Genomic DNA, 16,899 nt, shown 5'->3' on the forward strand with positions numbered 1-16,899 from the left:
CCCCGGAGCTCAGGGCCGGCCGGCGGGGACGATCAGACGTCCTCGACGCTGGAGGGCTCGCGGCGGGACAGGTCGATGCCCAGCTCCTCCGCGGCCCGGAAGACCTCGTCGTCGGTGTCCCGCAGCTCGATCGCCTGCCCGTCACCGGACAGCACCTCGACGTTGAGGCACAGCGACTGCAGCTCCTTGAGCAACACCTTGAACGACTCGGGGATGCCCGGCTCGGGGATGTTCTCGCCCTTGACGATCGCCTCGTAGACCTTGACCCGGCCCAGGATGTCGTCGGACTTGATGGTCAGCAGCTCCTGCAGCGCGTAGGCCGCGCCGTAGGCCTGCATCGCCCAGCACTCCATCTCACCGAAGCGCTGGCCACCGAACTGCGCCTTACCACCCAGCGGCTGCTGCGTGATCATCGAGTAGGGGCCGGTCGACCGGGCGTGGATCTTGTCGTCGACCAGGTGCAGCAGCTTCAGGATGTAGACGTAGCCGACCGAGATCGCCTCCGGGAACGGCTCCCCGGACCGGCCGTCGAACAGCCGGGCCTTGCCGGTGGGCTGCACCATCCGGTTGCCGTCGCGGTTCGGGATGGTCGAGCTGAGCAGCCCGACGATCTCCTCCTCGCGCGCACCGTCGAACACCGGCGTCGCCGTCCGGGTGCCCGGCTCGGCGGAACGGGCGGCCTCGGGCAGGTTCGCCGCCCACTCCTGGTCGCCCTCGACCTGCCAGCCGGACTTGGCGACCCACCCGAGGTGGGTCTCCAGGACCTGGCCGACGTTCATCCGGCCGGGGACGCCGAGCGGGTTCAGGACGATGTCCACCGGGGTGCCGTCCTCGAGGAACGGCATGTCCTCCTGCGGCAGGATCTTCGCGATGACGCCCTTGTTGCCGTGGCGGCCGGCGAGCTTGTCACCGTCGGAGATCTTGCGCATCTGGGCGACGTAGACCCGGATCAGCTCGTTGACGCCGGCGGGCAGCTCGTCGCCGTCCTCGCGCGAGAACACGCGGACGCCGATGACCTTGCCGGACTCACCGTGCTTCACCTTCAGCGACGTGTCGCGGACCTCGCGCGCCTTCTCACCGAAGATCGCCCGGAGCAGCCGCTCCTCGGGGGTCAGCTCGGTCTCGCCCTTGGGCGTGACCTTGCCGACGAGGATGTCGCCGGGGACGACCTCGGCACCGATGCGGATGATGCCGCGCTCGTCGAGGTCGGCGAGGACCTCCTCGGAGACGTTCGGGATGTCCCGGGTGATCTCCTCGGCACCGAGCTTGGTGTCGCGGGCGTCGACCTCGAACTCCTCGATGTGGATCGAGGACAGGACGTCGTCCTGCACGAGGCGCTGCGACAGGATGATCGCGTCCTCGTAGTTGTGGCCCTCCCACGGCATGAAGGCGACGAGCAGGTTCTTGCCCAGCGCCATCTCACCCTGGTCGGTGCACGGCCCGTCGGCGATGACCTGGCCGACCTCGACCCGCTGGCCCTCGTCGACGACGGGGGTCTGGTTGATCGAGGTGCCCTGGTTGGAGCGGCGGAACTTCAGCAGCCGGTAGGTCTGCCGGGTGCCGTCGTCGGCCATGACGGTGACGTAGTCGGCGGTGGAGTCCTCGACCACACCGGCCTTCTCGGCCACCACGACGTCGCCGGCGTCGACCGCGGCCCGCAGCTCCATGCCGGTGCCCACCAGGGGCGCCTCGCTGCGCAGCAGCGGGACGGCCTGACGCTGCATGTTCGCGCCCATGAGCGCGCGGTTGGCGTCGTCGTGCTCGAGGAACGGGATCATCGCCGTCGCGACCGAGGTCATCTGCCGCGGCGAGACGTCCATGTAGTCGACCTGCTCGGGCGAGAGGTAGTCGACCTCGCCGCCCTTGGTGCGGACCAGGACGCGCTCCTCGGAGAAGCGGCCCTGGGCGTCCAGCGGCGAGTTCGCCTGGGCGACGACGAAGCGGTCCTCCTCGTCGGCGGTCAGGTAGTCGATCGAGTCGGTGACCACACCGTTGCTCACCCGGCGGTACGGCGTCTCGATGAAGCCGAACGGGTTGACCCGCGCGTAGGCCGACAGCGAGCCGATCAGGCCGATGTTCGGGCCTTCCGGCGTCTCGATCGGGCACATCCGGCCGTAGTGGCTCGGGTGCACGTCCCGGACCTCCATGCCGGCCCGCTCACGGGACAGACCACCCGGGCCCAGCGCCGACAGGCGGCGCTTGTGGGTCAGGCCCGACAGGGGGTTGGTCTGGTCCATGAACTGGGACGACTGGCTGGTGCCGAAGAACTCCTTGATGGAGGCGACGACCGGCCGGATGTTGATCAGGGTCTGCGGCGTGATCGCCTCGACGTCCTGGGTCGTCATCCGCTCGCGCACCACGCGCTCCATGCGGGAGAGGCCGACCCGGATCTGGTTCTGGATCAGCTCGCCGACGGTGCGCAGGCGACGGTTGCCGAAGTGGTCGATGTCGTCGACGCCGTGGTCGGGCTCGCCGGCGTGGAGGCGCACGACGTACTCGATGGTGGCGACGATGTCGTCCTCGGTCAGCGTCGAGGTGCCCTGCGGCACGTCGACGCCCAGCTTCTTGTTGACCTTGTACCGGCCGACCTTGGCCAGGTCGTAGCGCTTGGCGTTGAAGAAGAGGTTCTCCAGCAGCGCCTGGGCGCTCTCCCGCGTCGGCGGCTCGCCCGGCCGCAGCTTGCGGTAGATGTCGAGCAGCGCCTCGTCCTGCCCGGCGATGTGGTCCTTCTCCAGGGTGGCGAGGATGGTCGGCGACCACTGGAAGTGCTCGCGGATGCGGTCCTCGGTCCAGCCCAGCGCCTTGAGCAGCACGGTGACCGGCTGCCGGCGCTTGCGGTCGATGCGGACGCCGACGGTGTCGCGCTTGTCGACGTCGAACTCCAGCCACGCACCGCGGCTGGGGATCACCTTGGCGCTGAAGACGTCCTTGTCGGAGGTCTTGTCCAGGGTCTTGTCGAAGTAGACACCGGGGCTGCGGACCAGCTGCGAGACGACGACACGCTCGGTCCCGTTGATGACGAACGTGCCCTTGTTCGTCATGATCGGGAAGTCGCCCATGAACACCGTCTGGCTCTTGATCTCGCCGGTGGTGTTGTTCATGAACTCGGCGGTGACGAACAGCGGCGCCGCGTAGGTCATGTCCTTGTCCTTGCACTCCTCGAGGGACGCCTTGACGTCCTCGAAGCGCGGGTTGGAGAAGGACAGCGACATGGAGCCGCTGAAGTCCTCGATCGGGGAGATCTCCTCGAGGATCTCGGCCAGGCCGCCGACGGCGTCGGCCTGCTCCTCGGGCGGGAGGGTGGCCCGCCACTCGGGGCTGCCGACCAGCCAGTCGAAGGAGGCCGTCTGGAGGGCCAGCAGGTCCGGCACCTCGAGCGGCTCGGAGATCTTGGCGAACGAGACGCGCAGCGGCGCGCCGGGGATCTTCTGCTGATCGGCCTCGCCGGTGCGGGGGCCGGTCTGCGGGGACTGCGGGGTGATGCCGGTGGTGCCTGACTCGGTGGTGCTGGCGGAGATGCTGGTGGGGCGAGAGCCTGCCAAGATGCGTCCTTCCAAGGACCTCACGACGTGCGGGCGGTGGGTGCTGGTTCGTCCTGGGTCGTCGTCGGTAATGGCGGGGCTGTCCGCGTCGTCCTGCACGATGGGGGTCCACCGGGTCCGGGACGGATCCCGGGCACCACTGGTGACCCGTCAGTAGCGGGCAGGCAGTCAGGGGGCAGCGCAACAGAGAACCCTACCCCTGCTACGGCGGGCTGTCCACGTCGGGGGTCCGGTGCGACCGGAGACACACCCGGGAAGGACAGCCGGCCCGCAGGGGCCGGGTGGGTCGTGCGCGACGACACGGCCATGATGCCAGTCGGACGGCCGCTGCGGGACCGCCACGCCGGGGATCCCCTGGTCGGGGACCGCGGGGTCCCCGCTGCGGCGGCGCCTGGCAGGGCGGGACGGCGCAGGGGCCGCCCTCCGGGTGGAGGACGGCCCCTGCGGGTCGTGCGAGGTGGTGCTCACCCGGCGTTCGCCGGGCGACGGGTCACTTGACGGTGACGGTGGCGCCGGCGCCCTCGAGAGCGGCCTTGGCCTTCTCGGCGGCGTCCTTCGCGACCTTCTCCAGGACCGGCTTCGGCGCGCCGTCGACCAGGTCCTTGGCCTCCTTGAGGCCCAGCGAGGTCAGGCCGCGCACCTCCTTGATGACCTGGATCTTCTTGTCACCGGCGCTCTCGAGGATGACGTCGAACTCGTCCTGCTCCTCGGCAGCGGCGGCACCGCCGTCGCCACCGGCGCCACCGGCGGCCGGGGCGGCCGCGACGGCGACGGGCGCAGCAGCGGTGACCTCGAAGGTCTCCTCGAACTGCTTCACAAAGTCGGACAGCTCGAGCAGCGTCATCTCCTTGAACGCGTCGAGCAGGTCCTGGGTGGACAGCTTGGCCATGATCTCTCCTTCGGGGGTCAGTCGGTGCTGGCCGCGGCGTCGCCGGCGGCAGCGTCGGAGTCGGTGGTGGTGGTGTCAGCAGCAGCGGAGTCGGCGCCCTCGGCGGGCTTCTTCTCCTGCAGCGCAGCGGCCAGGCGGGCGACCTGGGACAGCGGGGCCTGGAACAGACCCGCGGCCTTGGTGAGGTTGCCCTTCATCGCGCCGGCCAGCTTGGCCAGCAGGACCTCGCGCGGCTCGACGTCGGCGAGGGCGGTGACCTCGGCGGCGCCGACCGTGCGGCCCTCGACCACGGCGCCCTTGACGACGAGCAGCGGGTTGGCGCGCGCGAAGTCACGGATGGCCTTGGCGGCGTTCACCGGGTCGCCCTCGATGAAGGCGATCGCGGTGGGCCCGTTGAGCAGCGGGGCCAGGTCGGCGAAACCGACCTGCTCCGCGGCCCGCTTCGTCAGGGTGTTCTTGACGACGGCGTAGCTGCTGCCCTCACCGAGGGAACGGCGCAGCTGGGTCAGCTGGGCCACGGTCAGCCCGCGGTACTCGGTGAGCACCGCCGCGCTGGACGACTGGAACCGCTCGGTGATCTCGTCGATCACCGCGGCCTTCGCCTGCGTGGGCATGGGCCTCCTCTCGTCTGTCGGGCGACCACCGGCCGGTGCACGACGGCGGGCGATGCCGGGCCCGGAGACGAGGAACGCCCCGGCGCAGGGCGCACGGGGCGAGGGACGGGCGCAGCGCGCCCGTCGATCGGACCGTCCTCCTGCGCGGGTCGCCCGGGATCCGGGACCTTCGATCGCACGCGGACGTGCGACGACCAGCGGTCTTGGGGGGAACGGGACCAAGAGTACGCGATGGATGCGCCGAGCCGGTAGCCGGCCGGTCCACGGCTCCCCGCCGTCAGCTCCGCGTGGCGGCGGCCAGGTGCGCGCGCAGCTGCCCGGCGTCGTCCTCGGCTCCGTAGCCGGGGGTCCCCGGCTCGATCCGCCAGCTGTCGGCCAGCGTGCCGAGGTCCACGACGTCGAAGCCCAGCTCCTCGATGAACGCGGCGACCCGCTGCTTGGCGGCGGCGTCGTCCCCGGCGATCGCCAGGGCCCGGCGGTGCTCGGAACCGGCCGGTGACCGGTGGTCGACGATCTGCGCGGCGGCGATGTGGTTGAAGGCCTTGACCACCGAGGACGTCGGCAGCCGCCGCTGGAGCAGCTCCGAGCTCGTGGCCCGACCCTCGTCCAGGTCGGCGATCCGGCCGTCCCGCTGCGGGTAGTAGTTGCCGGTGTCGATGACGACCTTGCCGGCGAGCGGCTCGACCGGCACCTGACCGATCGCGTGCAGCGGGACGGTCACCACGGCGAGGTCCGCGGCCGCGGCCGCCTCCTGCGCGGTGGCCGCCCGCACCGAGCCGCGTGACGTGGGGCGGGCGGCGAGCTCGGCGACGAGGTCGGCGAGCGTCTCCGGGCCGCGTGAGTTGGACAGGACGACGTCGTGACCTGCGTCGAGCGCGACGCGGGCGAGTGCGCTGCCGATGTGACCGGCGCCGATGGTCCCCAGGGTGCTCATGACCGCGACAACCGCGCCCCGCCACGGTCCCTTCCGGCCCCGCAACGCCGGAGGCCCCGCAGCGACGTGCGCTGCGGGGCCTCGGGCGACGTGCCGGGGCGGCCTCCTCGCAGGGCCCCGCCGCGAGCGTCAGCGAGCGGTGGGGGCGAGGAGGTCCTTCCTCAGGCGGTGGGCTCGTCCACCGTCAGGTTGCGGGTGCGGTTCGGGTCGACCGGGATGCCCGGGCCCATGGTCGTGGAGATGGTGACCTTCTTGAGGTACCGGCCCTTGGCCGCGGCGGGCTTGGCCCGCAGGACCTCGTCCAGCGCCGCGGCGTAGTTCTCCACCAGCTTGGCCTCGTCGAACGAGGTCTTGCCGATGACCAGGTGCAGGTTGGCCTGCTTGTCGACGCGGAAGTTGATCTTCCCGCCCTTGATGTCGTTGACGGCCTTGGTCACGTCGGGGGTGACCGTGCCGGTCTTCGGGTTCGGCATCAGGCCGCGGGGGCCGAGGATGCGGGCGATCCGGCCGACCTTGGCCATCTGGTCGGGGGTGGCGATCGCCGCGTCGAAGTCCAGGAAGCCGCCCTGGATCCGCTCGATCAGGTCGTCGGAGCCGACGACGTCGGCGCCGGCCGCCTCGGCCTCGGCGGCCTTGTCGCCGGTCGCGAAGACGATGACGCGGGCGGTCTTGCCGGTGCCGTGCGGCAGGTTGACGGTGCCGCGGACCATCTGGTCGGCCTTGCGCGGGTCGACGCCCAGCCGCATGGCGACCTCGACGGTGGCGTCGTAGGACGTCGGCGAGGTCTCCTTGGCCAGGGAGGCCGCCTGCAGCGGGGAGTACAGGTTGTCGCGGTCGACCTTCGCGGCCGCCTCGCGGAACTTCTTGCCGTGCTTCGCCATGGTGTGTCCTCTCCCCCGGCGCGCGGCCGGGAGGTCGTGTGGTGCGCGGGCCTGGCGCAGGCCCTCCCACGGGTGCTCGAACGGGTCCGGTGCGGACTTGGTGGTGCAACGCCGCCGGACGGCGGCGGCTTCCTCAGCCCTGGACGGTGATGCCCATCGACCGGGCGGTGCCGGCGATGATCTTCTCGGCCTCGTCGAGGGAGTTGGCGTTGAGGTCGGCCATCTTCGTCTGGGCGATCTCGCGGACCTGGTCACGCGTGACGGTGGCGACCTTGGTCTTGTGCGGCTCGCCGGAGCCCTTCTCCACGCCGGCCGCCTTGAGCAGCATGCGCGCCGCCGGCGGGGTCTTGGTGACGAAGGTGAACGAGCGGTCCTCGTAGACCGAGATCTCGACCGGGATCACGTTGCCGCGCTGCGACTCCGTGGCGGCGTTGTAGGCCTTGCAGAACTCCATGATGTTGACGCCGTGCTGGCCGAGCGCCGGACCCACGGGCGGGGCGGGGGTGGCCGCACCGGCGTTGATCTGGAGCTTGATGACCGCGGTCAACCGCTTCCTGGGGGGCATGTCTTCCTTCTTCTGTTTCCGCGTGAACGAGTCGGCCCGCCTCGCTGCAGGGTCCCACCACGAGCGTGCGAGTGGTGGGGGGCAGCGAGGCCCTACAACTTCTGGACCTGGTTGAACGAGAGCTCGACCGGCGTCTCCCGGCCGAAGATGGAGACGAGCACCTGCAGCTTCTGCTGCTCGGCGTTGATCTCGTTGATCGTGGCCGGGAGCGTGGCGAACGGGCCGTCCATGACGGTCACCGACTCGCCGACCTCGAAGTCGACGACGGCGGCCGGCGCGGCCGTGGTGGTCGTCGTCTCGGCGGCCTTGGCCGCCTGCTTCTGGGTGGCCGGGGCGAGGATCTTGACGACCTCGTCGAGGGTGAGCGGCGAGGGCCGCGAGGTGGCGCCCACGAAACCGGTCACCCCGGGGGTGTTGCGCACCGCGCCCCAGGACTCGTCGTTGAGCTCCATGCGGACCAGCAGGTACCCGGGGAAGACCTTGCGGTTGACCTGCGTGCGCTTGCCGTTCTTGATCTCGGTGACCTCCTCGGTGGGCACCTCGATCTGGTAGATGTAGTCCTCCATGTCCAGCGACTGGATGCGGGACTCGAGGTTGGTCTTCACCTTGTTCTCGTAGCCCGCGTAGGAGTGGACGACGTACCAGTCGCCGGGCGCGATCCGCAGCGCCTTGCGCAGCGCCTCGGCCGGGTCCTCGTCCTCACTCTCGGCCAGGTCGGAGGACGGCGCCGGAGCGGACAGCGGGTCGCTCACCAGGCTGTCGGCATCCCCGCTCTCGACCTCGGGGGTCGCGTCGGCCACGCCGGTGAGGACGTCCTGGTCGGCGGTGTCGGAGGAGCCCTCGGCGGCACCGGGCTCGGTCACGCCGGTCTCCACGTCCGCGGCGCCGCGGACGTCGAAACGGGCGTCGTCGAGGTCGATCCCCTCGACGGCGCTGTCGGTCTCGAAGGGCTCGCGGGGGTCGGTCACGGTGTCTCTTCCTCGTGGGCGTCGTGTGGTCGGGGCGGGTGGGCTCAGCCGAAGACGGCGAGCACGCCCTGGGCGAAGAGGAGGTCCAGGCCGGCCACCAGCGCCACGATGAAGGCCACGAAGACGATGACGACGGTCGTGTAGGTGATCAGCTCACGCCGCCCCGGCCAGATGACCTTGCGCAGCTCGGCGACGACCTCACGCAGGAACCGGCGCAGGCTGCGCCGCTGGCGGACCTCCTCGGTGCGGGCCCGCTGCGCGGCCGCGCGCGAGCGCGTGCCCGCACCCTCCGCGGCCCGTCCGGCGGGACGGGAGGCGGTGCGCTCGCGGGCCGGCCGCCGGGTGCGCGGGGCGACGGGCTCGTCGTCGTCCTCGTCGTCGCCGGCGGTGATGCGGCTCCCGCGACGCGCACCGGTGGTCCGACCGGCCACGACCTTGTCCTCGTCGGCCTCGGCCTCGGCGGCGACGTCGGCCTCGGCGGCCTCGAGCTCGGCGGCGTCCTCGACGCCCGGCGCCTCCCGATCGAGCTGCTCGTCGGTCAGCTCGGCGTCGGAGGCGGCGCGAGGGTCGTCCTCGCGTCCCGGCTTCTCGTCGCTCACTGCGCCTCGCTCGCCTCGTGGGTGGTGGCCGCTGCCCGAGGGCCGGCGGTCGGTGGTCTCTGCTGCCGTCGTACGTGTCGTGCTCGTCGCCGGCGGGAGCCGGCGGCACGGGCAGGGGTGACAGGACTTGAACCTGCAGCCTGCGGTTTTGGAGACCGCTGCTCTGCCAATTGAGCTACACCCCTAGTGCCCTGAGCCGGGCCTGGGACCGCGCACCCCACCACGGTCTGCACCGAGCCCCGTCGGGGGGATCCGGGGCACGCCGGTGGCGGGGTCACTGCCCCAGTGACACCGAGTGTACGGGACCGACGGGACCGGCAGCCAACGCGCCTCCTCCTGGGGTGGCAGAGGACCGAGGAGCGGGGTGAGGACCGGCCGTTCCACCCCGACGTCCCCTCACCCTCGGTGACCCACGTGCGGCTGCGCCGGGACGCCGGGACGGGGCGTCCGGGAACGGGGGCGACCCCGGACGCCGCCCTTTGACACGATGAGGGCATGACCGCCGTCTCCTCCTCGGAGCCCGCTGCCCCCGCCCCCGACCTGCCGCCCGCGCAGCGGCGGATCTCCCGCCGGATCGCCGCCATCGCCGAGTCGGCGACGCTGGCCGTGGACGCCAAGGCCAAGGCGCTCAAGGCGGCGGGCAAGCCGGTGATCGGCTTCGGCGCCGGTGAGCCGGACTTCCCGACGCCGGACTACATCGTCGAGGCCGCCGTCGCCGCCTGCCGGCAGCCGGCCATGCACCGCTACACCCCCGCGGGTGGCCTGCCGGCACTCAAGGAGGCGATCGTCGCCAAGACCGCCCGCGACTCGGGCCTGACCCTCACCCCGGCCAACGTGCTGGTCACCAACGGCGGCAAGCAGGCCGTCTACGAGGCGTTCGCGACGATGCTCGACCCCGGCGACGAGGTCCTGCTGCCCGCGCCGTACTGGACGACCTACCCGGAGGCGATCGCCCTCGCCGGCGGCGTCCCGGTGCCGGTCGTGGCCGACGAGCAGAGCGGCTACCTGGTGTCGGTGGCCCAGCTGGAGGCCGCCCGCACGTCCCGCACCAAGGTCCTCCTGTTCTGCTCGCCGTCCAACCCGACGGGCGCGGTGTACCCGCCCGAGCTGGTCGAGGAGATCGGCCGCTGGGCGCTCGACAACGGGCTGTGGGTGCTCACCGACGAGATCTACGAGCACCTGACCTACGACGGGGCGACCGCGCCCTCCCTGCCGGTCGTCGTCCCCGAGCTGGCCGACCGGTGCGTCGTCGTCAACGGCGTGGCCAAGACCTATGCGATGACCGGCTGGCGGGTCGGCTGGGTCGTCGGCCCCACCGACGTGGTCAAGGCCGCCACCAACCTGCAGTCGCACGCCACGTCGAACGTGGCCAACGTCTCGCAGGCCGCCGCCATCGCCGCCCTCAACGGCGACCTGTCGGCGGTGGAGACGATGAGGGAGGCCTTCGACCGGCGGCGCCGGACGATCGTGTCGATGTTGCGGGAGATCCCCGGGGTGGCCTGCCCGGAACCGCAGGGCGCCTTCTACGTCTACCCGTCGGTGAAGGGCCTGCTGGGGCGGTCCATCGCCGGCCGGACGGCGAGCAACAGCGTCGAGCTGGCCGAGCTGGTCCTCGAGGAGGCCGAGGTCGCCGTCGTCCCCGGTGAGGCGTTCGGCACCCCCGGCTACCTGCGCATGTCCTACGCGCTCGGCGACGACGACCTGGTCGAGGGCGTGCGCCGGATGCAGCGGTTGCTCGGCTCCGCCGGCTGAGCGCCGCCAGGGTCGGCTCCGGCCAGGTGACCTGATCGGAGCGCGTCCTCCCGCACGGCGGGCGGTGCGGGAGGACACGCTGCGGGAGGGGGGACGGCCTCCCCGGCGCTCGAACGGCCTCCCCGGCGCTCAGCGGGGCAGGTCGTCCTCCTGCAGGGCCCCGGCGTCCACGAGGACGTCGAGGGCCGCGGGCAGGTCCCCGAGCGCCCGTGCGACGTCGTCGGGGGTGGCGATGGACCAGGCGTTGGCGTCCACGTAGCAGCGCAGCGCGGTGTCGAAGGCCTCGGCTCCGGCGGCCTCCCGCGCGGCCAGCAGCGCGGCGCCGCCCTTGCCGTAGACCCGGCCGAAGTACGCCCGGGTGTCGGCGAACTGGTCCATCGCCGAGCCGACGTCCCCGGGGACCCCCAGCGCCCGGTCCACCTCGGCCTCCGACTCCGGGAAGACGACCGACTCGGCGTAGCTGGCGAACGCCTCGTCGAGCCAGGGGTCGCGGAACTGGGAGTCCCCGACCATCCCGTAGAACCACATGTGCGCGACCTCGTGCAGCAGCACCACGCGGTTGGCACCGGCCAGCAGGATCGAGCTGGGGTACTCGATGCCCCCGCCGTAGTCCGGCAGCAGCGGCACGGTGAGGGTCGTGTACGGGAACGCCCCGAAGCGCTGCTCGAGGTCGGTGATCGCCTGGACCGTCCAGCCGGCGAGCTCGTCGGCGGGGACCTCCGGGTCGGGCAGCACCCCGGTGGTCACCTCGACGCCGGCCGGCGTGGTGGCCGTGGCCGTCGTGAACTCCCCCACCGCGACGCTCACGTCCCGGGCCACCGGCTCGGTCGACGTCCAGGTGCGCCGGCCGTCGCGGGCGGCGGAGGGCGGGTCCTGGTCGCCGGTCATGAGGACGGTGAGGGCCTCCGGCGCCGAGACCCGGACGGTGGTGTCGGCGACCGGGCTGGTCGCGGTCTCCCCGGTGACGTCGACGAACGGGTCGCGGGCCCAGCCGACCCCCGGCTCCCAGGCCAGCAGTGGCGCGCCGCTGGCCCACCAGGAGACGCCCTCGGCCGTGCCGACCCGCTCGAAGCCACCCCGGCCCAGCGTCAGGGTGAAGTCCAGCTCCACCTCCGTGGACGCCCCGGCCGCGAGCTCGCCGTCCAGCCGGACGACGTACAGCCCGCCGGGCCCGTCGGCGCCCGCGTCCTCGTGGTCACCCCCGGCCACGTCGGCACCGCGGACGCCGTCGACGACCAGCCGGTTGCCGGCCCGCGCCGCGTCGGGGGCGTTCGGGACCAGCCGGAAGACCAGCTCGTCGGTGGCGCGGTCGGGGGTGAACACCACCGTCTCCGTACCGGTGACCGTGTGCAGGTCGTCGGCCAGCCGGAAGTCGAGGTCGACCACGGGACGGTCCGGGTCAGGTGCGGCCCGCCGGTCACAGCTGCCGGGCTCCGCCGTGGGAGCGGCACCCGGTCCGGCGGCGCGGTCGGCGGCGAGGGTCTCGACGAAGGAGGTCCCGCACCCGGTGAGGAGCAGCGCCGAGGCGGCCGCGACGACGGCTCGGCGCCGCGCGTTCACGCCAGCTGGACGGTGGCGCGGGCCAGCGAGAGGACCTTCTCGCCGCCGCTGGTGACGGTGAGGTCGACGCGGGCGCGACCGTTCTCCCCGAGGGCGGCGACCTTCCCGCGCACGACGACCGACGCGCCCTCGTCGTCGTCCGGCACGAGCACCGGCCGGCCGAAGCGGACGTGGTACTCCACCAGGGCCCCGGGGTCCCCCGCCCAGGCGGTGACCGCGCGGCCGGCCAGCGCCATCGTGAGCATGCCGTGGGCGATGACGCCGGGCAGGCCGACGGCCGTGGCCACGCGCTCGTTCCAGTGGATGGGGTTGAAGTCGCCCGAGGCGCCGGCGTAGCGCACCAGGTCGGCGCGGGTGACCCGGTAGGTCTGCTCGGGCAGCTCCGTGCCGACGGCGACGTCCGCGGCCCGCACCAGCGCGCTCACGCCGTCCCCCTCGCGACGAGCATGGCGGACGCCGAGCACACCGGCTCGCCGTCCTCGGTGGCGACGTCGACCCGCGTGGTGAGCAGGTCGTTGCCCGCGACGCTGCGCACCGCCTCGATGGTGGGGGTGGCGACCAGCCGGTCGCCGGCACGGATCGGGCGGTGGTGGGTGAACTTCTGCTCCCCGTGCACCACGCGGCTGTAGTCGAGGGCGACGTCGGGGTCCTCGACGACGACACCGGCCGCCGAGAGGGTCAGCACGATGGCGAAGGTGGGCGGGGCGATGACGTCGAGGTGCCCGGCGGCGCGAGCGGCGCCGGGGTCGCGGTGCACGGGGTCGGTCGCGCCGATGGCCGCGGCGAACTCGGCGATCTTCTGGCGGCCGACCTCGTAGACGGCGGAGGGCGGGTAGCTGCGCCCGACCAGTGTCGGATCAAGCGCCATGCTCCCGCCCTCCTTCGCGCGTATCCGCTGGGGCAGCGGGTCTCTGCGGTGGCAGAGACCGCGTCAGCGCGTCTCGCGGTGGATCGTGTGCCGACGGTCCTTCGGGCAGAACTTCTTCAGCTCGAGCCGGTCGGGGTCGTTGCGCCGGTTCTTGCGGGTGATGTAGTTCCGGCTCTTGCACTCCTGGCAGGCCAGGGTGATCTTCGGACGGACGTCGGTGGCTGCCATGGAGGCGCTCCTCGCCTTGTCGGGACGGGCCCTCGGGGCCCGACCTGCGGGCGGGCGCCCGCAGGGTCGTACAACACGTCGACGGACCCCGGAGTGCGGGGTCCGTCGAGAGTAGCGGTGACCGGATTTGAACCGGTGACACAGCGATTATGAGCCGCTTGCTCTGCCTGGCTGAGCTACACCGCCGGGAGGACCGTGCGGCCCGGTCTCGCGACTGGACCGGTTGGTCGGAGCCCCTTTACGGAATCGAACCGTAGACCTTCTCCTTACCATGGAGACGCTCTGCCGACTGAGCTAAAGGGGCGGTGGCCGGAGCCGTCGACGACTCTACCCGACGCCCGCGGGCGCCTGCTGCAGGGGGGTCCCCGGCCGGTCAGGTGCGGACGAACAGCCGCCGGTGCGGCGTCCCCGGGACCGCGGACCGGACCCCGGTGCGGGCGAGGATCCAGCTCTCCAGGCGGTCGTCGGGCAACGGCCGGCTGACCAGGAAGCCCTGCAGCTTGTCGCAGCCCATCTCGGCCAGGAGGTTGCGCGTCAGCTCGTCCTCGACGCCCTCGGCGACCACCCGGAGGCCCAGGTTGTGGGCCAGCTCGATGATCGAGCGGGCGATGAACGACTCCCCCTGGCTGGTGGACATGCCCAGCACGAAGGACTTGTCGATCTTCACCTCGTCGATCGGCAGCTGGCGCAGCTGGGACAGGGACGAGTAGCCGGTGCCGAAGTCGTCCATCGACAGCCGCAGGCCCAGGGCGTGCAGGTCGGCCAGGACGGTGCTGCTGCGCACCGAGTCGTCCACGACGCTGCCCTCGGTGAGCTCGAGGGTCAGCAGCTCCCCGGGGACGCCGTGCCGCCGCAGCGCCCGCCGCACCCGGTCGACCAGGTCGGGCTCGGCCAGGCAGCGCGCCGACAGGTTCACCGCGACCGACAGGGCGATGTCCTGGTCGAGCCACTTGCGGCAGCGGGCCAGGGCGAGGTCGAGCACGTGGTCGGTGAGCAGGCCGATCCGGCCGATCTGCTCGGCCAGGTGGATGAAGTCGTCGGGCGCGATGGCGCCGTAGCGCGGGTGGGCCCAGCGCACCAGCGTCTCCACGGAGACGATGTCGGAGGACCGCGCGTCGATGATCGGCTGGAAGACGACGCTGATCTGCCCGTCGGCCATGGCCTGCTCGAGCTCGGTGCCCAGCTGGAGGCGCCGCAGGCTCTGCTGGTCGAGCACCGGGTGGTAGCTGGCCACGCCGCTGGAACCGGAGCCGGCGAGCAGGGCGACGTCGGCGCGCTGCATCAGCGTGCCGGCGTCGGTGCCGTGGACCGGGGCCGCGGCCACCCCGATGGAGAGGGTGACCTCCAGGTCGAGGCCGGCGACCCGGGCGCGCGTGGAGGTGGCCTCCCGCAGCCGGCGGGCGGCGCGCTCGGTCGCGGCCAGGGACAGACCGGGCAGCAGGACGGCGAACTGCTCGCCCTCCATGCGCGCGACCAGGGCCTGGGGCGGCGCGTGCTCCCGGAGCAGGCCGGCGGTGACCAGCAGCAGCTCGTCGCTGGCCGCGTGCCCGAGGGTGTCGGTCACCTCGGTGTAGTTGTCGAGCGCGGCGAGGATCAGCCCCGCTCGGCCGCCCACCGGGTCGGCGGCCAGGAGCTGGTCGATCTCCACCGCCAGGCGCTGCCGGTTCGGCAGGCCGGTGAGCCGGTCGTGGTCGGCGTCGTAGCGGATCTGCGTGAGCAGCTGCTGCTGGCGGATCGCCGCGTTGACGTGGGTGAGCATCGAGTCCAGCGCCGAGCGGTCACCGCCGCCGAGGGAGACGGTGTCGCTCTGCCGGTCGCAGACCTCGAGGTAGCCCGGCTCACCCGCGGCCGTGGCGACCGGCGCGGCGAGCAGGTCCCGGGCGCCCCGCCGGGCCAGCGCCTCGGCCTCGGCCTCCGTGGCACGGGCGAGGGACACCAGCAACGGACCGTCGTTGGACCCGTCGGTCGCGCGGCGGCGGATGAGGTCGTCGGGGTCCCCGGGGCCGTCGTACCAGGAGCGGCCGTCCTCGGCGGCGACGACGAGCTGCGGTCCCTCGTCGAGGTACGGGGGCAGCCACAGCGCGACGCGCTCGGCGTTGAGCAGCTCCCGGACGGCGTCGACGATCTGGAGGGTCCCCTCCTCGTCGGGCGAGACCCCCTCGACACGACGGGCGAACTCGTAGACGCGCTCGAGGTTCTGGCGCTCCTGCGCCACGAGCGCGAAGCGACGGAAGAGCAGGACCACCGCGAGCGCGGCCGGCACCATGAGCACCGAGGCCCAGGGCGTCTGGCTGGTGAGCATGAGCGTCACGATCGCCACGGACACCGCGAAGGGCCCGACCACGGCCACCGGGAGCAGGAGCTCCTGCCACATCCGCCGGCCGGGGTTGCCACCGCTGAGCCGGATCGCCGCGATCACCGGCGGGGTGCCGACGATGTCGGCGAGCAGCACGGCCACCATCAGGGACACCCAGGTGCCCGGCTCGGTCAGCTCCCCGAGGGGCAGGACCTCGAGGACGGCGACGGCGACGGCGACCTCGAGCACGGCCACCGCGATGTTGAAGACGGCCTTGGCCGGCGCGTAGCGCTGGACCACCTGGCTGACCCCGAGGCCCAGGACGCGGGCGACGGCGGCCCACACGCCGCCGATCTCGAGCAGGGCGATGGTCAGGGGGATCTCGCTGACCGACCACAACCAGGTCTGCCGCCGGAACTCGACGTGCAGCGACACCGTCTCGGTGAGGAAGAAGGCGGCGGCGACGACGAGGAAGGGGAACGGCTGCAGCCCCGTCTCCGCCCCCGGGAACACGAGGACGGCCGCGATCACCGCGAGCAGGCAGCCGCCTGCCGTGATGGTCCACGGATGGAGTGGCGCGGCGGCCCGTGGCTGTGGCGCGCGCGGCTCGGGACTGGCCAACGTCACCCGGATTCTGGGGAAGGGGAGGAGAGCGCGCCGAGGCTAACAGCGGACTACGCCCCGGAGGGAGCGCTCCAACCCGAAGGGGGCAGCCGGCCCACCGCCGGACCGGCTGCCCGAGAAGTGCCTAGTGGGAGCTCAGCAGCCCCACTTGGAACCGCGACCCCACTTCGAGCCACGGCCCCACTTCGAACCCCGACCCCACTTCGAACCACGCTGCGTGTTCATGACGCCTCCTCAGGCATGAAGGACTGCTGGAAGTAGCGCGGCAGTCACCCAGGCGCGGGGGCAGAGCGTCGTTCGGTACGGACCGCGCCCGGAAGATTGCTGCCCGTCACCCGATCGGGACAAGCACGGAAGATCACGACGGTGTGACGAACCGTCATGCCGTCACGCTGAGTCACGACTTCTGCCTCTGTGTCACCTGATCGTGTGACCACCGGGACGGGTGAGCACGCTGTGCCACCCGGGGCCGGAGAGGGACAGTGGACGCCGTGTCGCGCGTCGTCCACAGGGGCATCAGCCCTGCACCGGGGATCCGATCGCCCCGTCCACAGCTGTCCACAGCGCCGTCCACAAGCC

General features: G+C 72.3%; 14 protein-coding genes and 3 tRNA genes. 1 reads left to right on the plus strand and 16 read right to left on the minus strand.

Translation table 11 applies throughout. From position 1 onward, the window contains the following. Nucleotides 1-32: 32 nt before the first annotated feature. From rpoB to ACI79I_RS14085, 9 genes are all read right to left on the minus strand, one after another. A complete protein-coding gene (gene rpoB, locus ACI79I_RS14045; RefSeq protein ID WP_456992932.1) occupies nucleotides 33-3,542 on the minus strand; it encodes a DNA-directed RNA polymerase subunit beta in 3,510 nt (1,169 codons plus the stop codon). A gap of 490 nt (nucleotides 3,543-4,032) precedes the next feature. Next, nucleotides 4,033-4,431, minus strand: coding sequence for a 50S ribosomal protein L7/L12 (gene rplL, locus ACI79I_RS14050; RefSeq protein WP_456943754.1), 399 nt, complete (start codon nucleotides 4,429-4,431; stop codon nucleotides 4,033-4,035). A 17-nt stretch (nucleotides 4,432-4,448) separates the two neighbouring features. Next, a complete protein-coding gene (gene rplJ / locus ACI79I_RS14055) occupies nucleotides 4,449-5,045 on the minus strand; it encodes a 50S ribosomal protein L10 (protein WP_456943753.1) in 597 nt (198 codons plus the stop codon). A 277-nt stretch (nucleotides 5,046-5,322) separates the two neighbouring features. Next, entirely contained in the window at nucleotides 5,323-5,979 is a 657-nt protein-coding gene (locus tag ACI79I_RS14060; RefSeq protein ID WP_456992933.1) for an NADPH-dependent F420 reductase, read from the minus strand. A gap of 161 nt (nucleotides 5,980-6,140) precedes the next feature. After that, the gene (gene rplA, locus ACI79I_RS14065) at nucleotides 6,141-6,860 is read right to left on the minus strand and encodes a 50S ribosomal protein L1 (protein ID WP_456992934.1); all 720 of its coding nucleotides are present in this window, start codon (nucleotides 6,858-6,860) and stop codon (nucleotides 6,141-6,143) included. 133 nt (nucleotides 6,861-6,993) lie between these two features. Then, nucleotides 6,994-7,425: a 50S ribosomal protein L11 gene (gene rplK, locus ACI79I_RS14070; protein WP_091446692.1), complete on the minus strand. Its 432-nt coding sequence runs from the start codon at nucleotides 7,423-7,425 to the stop codon at nucleotides 6,994-6,996. A gap of 92 nt (nucleotides 7,426-7,517) precedes the next feature. Next, complete coding sequence (gene nusG / locus ACI79I_RS14075; protein WP_456992935.1) at nucleotides 7,518-8,393, minus strand: transcription termination/antitermination protein NusG; 876 nt, start codon at nucleotides 8,391-8,393, stop codon at nucleotides 7,518-7,520. A gap of 44 nt (nucleotides 8,394-8,437) precedes the next feature. Beyond that, nucleotides 8,438-8,992: a preprotein translocase subunit SecE gene (gene secE, locus ACI79I_RS14080; RefSeq protein ID WP_456992936.1), complete on the minus strand. Its 555-nt coding sequence runs from the start codon at nucleotides 8,990-8,992 to the stop codon at nucleotides 8,438-8,440. Nucleotides 8,993-9,104: 112 nt separating this feature from the next. Further along, a tRNA-Trp gene (locus tag ACI79I_RS14085) sits at nucleotides 9,105-9,177 on the minus strand. A gap of 310 nt (nucleotides 9,178-9,487) precedes the next feature. On the opposite strand from ACI79I_RS14085, the gene ACI79I_RS14090 reads away from it, so the two are divergent. Further along, nucleotides 9,488-10,744 carry a pyridoxal phosphate-dependent aminotransferase gene (locus ACI79I_RS14090; protein WP_456992937.1) on the plus strand — a complete coding sequence of 419 codons (1,257 nt, stop codon included), beginning with the start codon at nucleotides 9,488-9,490 and terminating at the stop codon, nucleotides 10,742-10,744. 129 nt (nucleotides 10,745-10,873) lie between these two features. Here the strand turns inward: ACI79I_RS14090 and ACI79I_RS14095 are convergent, their stop codons facing one another. The 7 genes from ACI79I_RS14095 to ACI79I_RS14125 all read right to left on the minus strand — a co-directional run bounded on the left by ACI79I_RS14095 (nucleotide 10,874) and on the right by ACI79I_RS14125 (nucleotide 16,227). Next, the gene (locus ACI79I_RS14095) at nucleotides 10,874-12,304 is read right to left on the minus strand and encodes a M1 family aminopeptidase (protein WP_456992938.1); all 1,431 of its coding nucleotides are present in this window, start codon (nucleotides 12,302-12,304) and stop codon (nucleotides 10,874-10,876) included. Further along, nucleotides 12,301-12,729 carry a MaoC family dehydratase gene (locus ACI79I_RS14100; RefSeq protein WP_456992939.1) on the minus strand — a complete coding sequence of 143 codons (429 nt, stop codon included), beginning with the start codon at nucleotides 12,727-12,729 and terminating at the stop codon, nucleotides 12,301-12,303. The genes ACI79I_RS14095 and ACI79I_RS14100 overlap by 4 nt, the downstream gene beginning before the upstream one ends. Beyond that, nucleotides 12,726-13,172: an FAS1-like dehydratase domain-containing protein gene (locus ACI79I_RS14105; RefSeq protein ID WP_456992940.1), complete on the minus strand. Its 447-nt coding sequence runs from the start codon at nucleotides 13,170-13,172 to the stop codon at nucleotides 12,726-12,728. Before ACI79I_RS14105 ends, ACI79I_RS14100 begins: the two co-directional genes overlap by 4 nt. Nucleotides 13,173-13,235: 63 nt before the next feature. Continuing rightward, a complete protein-coding gene (rpmG, locus tag ACI79I_RS14110; protein WP_456992941.1) occupies nucleotides 13,236-13,400 on the minus strand; it encodes a 50S ribosomal protein L33 in 165 nt (54 codons plus the stop codon). Between the two features lie 112 nt (nucleotides 13,401-13,512). Beyond that, nucleotides 13,513-13,586 (minus strand) — tRNA-Met (locus ACI79I_RS14115). Between the two features lie 45 nt (nucleotides 13,587-13,631). After that, nucleotides 13,632-13,704: transfer RNA gene (locus ACI79I_RS14120), tRNA-Thr, on the minus strand. 69 nt (nucleotides 13,705-13,773) lie between these two features. Next, nucleotides 13,774-16,227 (minus strand): putative bifunctional diguanylate cyclase/phosphodiesterase, encoded by a 2,454-nt coding sequence (locus tag ACI79I_RS14125; protein ID WP_456992942.1) that lies wholly within the window; start codon nucleotides 16,225-16,227, stop codon nucleotides 13,774-13,776. Nucleotides 16,228-16,899: the final 672 nt, after the last annotated feature.

This window comes from Geodermatophilus sp. SYSU D01105 (genome assembly GCF_054050095.1).

What these genes read in the sequence shown, in the direction of transcription:
- rplA (WP_456992934.1), bottom strand. Translation starts at nt 6,860, where the DNA reads ATGGCGAAGCACGGCAAGAAGTTCCGCGAGGCGGCCGCGAAGGTCGAC.
- ACI79I_RS14060 (WP_456992933.1), bottom strand. Translation starts at nt 5,979, where the DNA reads ATGAGCACCCTGGGGACCATCGGCGCCGGTCACATCGGCAGCGCACTC.
- ACI79I_RS14090 (WP_456992937.1), top strand. Translation starts at nt 9,488, where the DNA reads ATGACCGCCGTCTCCTCCTCGGAGCCCGCTGCCCCCGCCCCCGACCTG.
- rplJ (WP_456943753.1), bottom strand. Translation starts at nt 5,045, where the DNA reads ATGCCCACGCAGGCGAAGGCCGCGGTGATCGACGAGATCACCGAGCGG.
- rpmG (WP_456992941.1), bottom strand. Translation starts at nt 13,400, where the DNA reads ATGGCAGCCACCGACGTCCGTCCGAAGATCACCCTGGCCTGCCAGGAG.
- ACI79I_RS14105 (WP_456992940.1), bottom strand. Translation starts at nt 13,172, where the DNA reads ATGGCGCTTGATCCGACACTGGTCGGGCGCAGCTACCCGCCCTCCGCC.
- rplL (WP_456943754.1), bottom strand. Translation starts at nt 4,431, where the DNA reads ATGGCCAAGCTGTCCACCCAGGACCTGCTCGACGCGTTCAAGGAGATG.
- rplK (WP_091446692.1), bottom strand. Translation starts at nt 7,425, where the DNA reads ATGCCCCCCAGGAAGCGGTTGACCGCGGTCATCAAGCTCCAGATCAAC.